Source organism: Xenorhabdus sp. NBAII XenSa04, from assembly GCF_963866145.1.
In the GTDB taxonomy this organism is placed as follows: domain Bacteria; phylum Pseudomonadota; class Gammaproteobacteria; order Enterobacterales; family Enterobacteriaceae; genus Xenorhabdus; species Xenorhabdus indica.
In genome coordinates this window covers 1-2,166 of record NZ_CAWMEB010000156.1, presented here as the reverse complement: position 1 = coordinate 2,166, position 2,166 = coordinate 1, and the positions used below count along the sequence as shown (strand labels likewise).

Annotated in this window: 1 protein-coding gene; it reads left to right on the top strand. The window is 42.0% G+C overall.

Annotation, left to right across the window (positions count from 1 at the left end; translation table 11 throughout):
* The coding region (locus AAC147_RS07025) for a non-ribosomal peptide synthetase (protein WP_047686126.1) at positions 1-2,166 on the top strand (2,166 nt) is incomplete at both ends.

Below are 2,166 nucleotides of genomic sequence, written 5' to 3'. Positions count from 1 at the left end.
AGTCGTACCATTCTGGATGCTTATGCACATCAAGATCTGCCATTTCAAATGCTGGTAGAAAAAATCAGTCCGGGACGAAACTTAAATTATAACCCTATATTCCAAATCGCTTTTACTCTGGAAAATACTCAGCAAGGTACAACGTTAGCGCGGGATAATAATATTGAGATTGAAGAGCGTCTGCTTTTGAAAGTCCGATTTGATTTGGAAATTCATATTTATGAAGAAGAGGAGGGAGGATTATCTTTTTTGTGGGTTTATGACAGCAGCCTATTCAAAAATATTACTATCGAAAGATTACTTGCCAATTATGAAACTTTGCTTGCTAATATTGTTAGAGTGATGAAGCCACGTATCGGCTCAGATTTGATACACAAAGAACCCTCTGTTCATGACATTCCGCTATTAGCAGAGACTGAAATACATACTTTATTACATGAATGGAATGGGCTACAGGATCATAGCCAGCATGGCGGCTGTTTTCATGAACTGTTTGAGGAACAAACTGCCCGGCATCCTGAAAAGACAGCCGTTGTTTTTGGCAGTAATTCATTGAGTTATCAGGAATTAAATGAACAGGCCAACCAACTTGCTCACTATTTGATAGAACAAAATATCAAACCAGAAACATTGGTTGCGTTCTGTATTCCTCGTTCATTGCGCGCTGTTGTAGCACTATTGGGGATTATTAAAGCCGGTGGGGCCTATCTGCCGTTAGATCCTGGCTATCCGACCTCTCGTCTTCAATATATGCTGGAACACAGCGAAGCTAAGTTCATCCTGACTGAAGCACATCTGATAGAAAAACTCCCAATCAGCCAGCAAAAAGTCGTCTGTTTAGATACTGAGGCAATACAGTCACAATTGCAGCACATGCCTACGGACAATATCGTTGAACGCCCATTTCAACTAACTGAAAACAGTCTGGCTTACGTCATTTATACCTCAGGTTCTACGGGTAAACCGAAAGGGGTGATGCTGGAACATAAAGGGTGGGTGAATCTGGCACTTTCACAGGCAGAATTATTTGGTGTTGATTCGTATAGCCGTGGATTGCAGTTCGCTTCCTGGAGCTTTGATGCCATGATCTTAGAAATATCTATGACACTGGCGTATGGCGCAACACTTTATTTAATTTCAGAAACCCAACAGCATACCCCTGAATGGTTGGATGAGTTAGTGGAAAAAAAACAGATTACCCATGCTGTATTACCACCTGCTTTGCTGCCTTACCTGAATTTTAACAAATGGCGTTCCGTTTCAACCTTGCTTTTAGCGGGGGAAGCTGTACCACCACAAATTGCTGTTCGTTGGTTACAGGGCAGAAAACTGTTCAACGCATATGGCCCGACAGAATGTACTGCCATTGTGACTTCGGGCTTAATAACTGATGACAAAATTACGATTGGGAAACCATTGCCTAATACCGTTATCCGTATTCTTGATCCATCAGGCAATCTAGTTCCTATTGGTGTTGCGGGGGAATTATGTATTGGTGGCATCCAACTGGCACGTGGGTACTTGAATGCGCCTGAAACGAACGCAACGAAATTTATTACTGATTTGACGGACAAATCCCAACGTTTATATCGCACGGGGGATTTAGCTCGTTGGCTGCCTGATGGAAATGTGGAATTTATTGGTCGGATTGACTCTCAAGTCAAGATGAGAGGATTCAGGATTGAATTAGGAGAAATCGAAGCTGCACTGGCGGGACATGATGCCTTAAGCAGCGCTGCGGTTATTACTTATGGGAACGATAAAGACAAAAGATTGATTGCCTATGTTTGCCCAACCGCAGATTGGTTGGGCGAAAGAGTCCTGCAAGTTAATATCGAAAACCTTAGTACCGAAAACATCTCCCAATACTCAGAGATTAAAGCTGAACTTTCAGAACAACTCGAATCAGCACTGAAAAAACAACTGCCGGAATACATGATTCCAAGCCTTTATATTCCACTGGAGCGAATGCCACTTACGTTAAATAACAAAGTGGACAAAAAAGCATTACCTGTCCCAGATGAAAATGATTTCCGTCAACAAGATTATGTTGCGCCAAGAAATGAAATGGAGAAAAAAATCAGTCAATTATGGCAAGAAGTGCTAGGTGTCAGTCAGGTCGGTATTCATGACAACTTTTTCGTATTGGGTGGTCACTCACTTCAG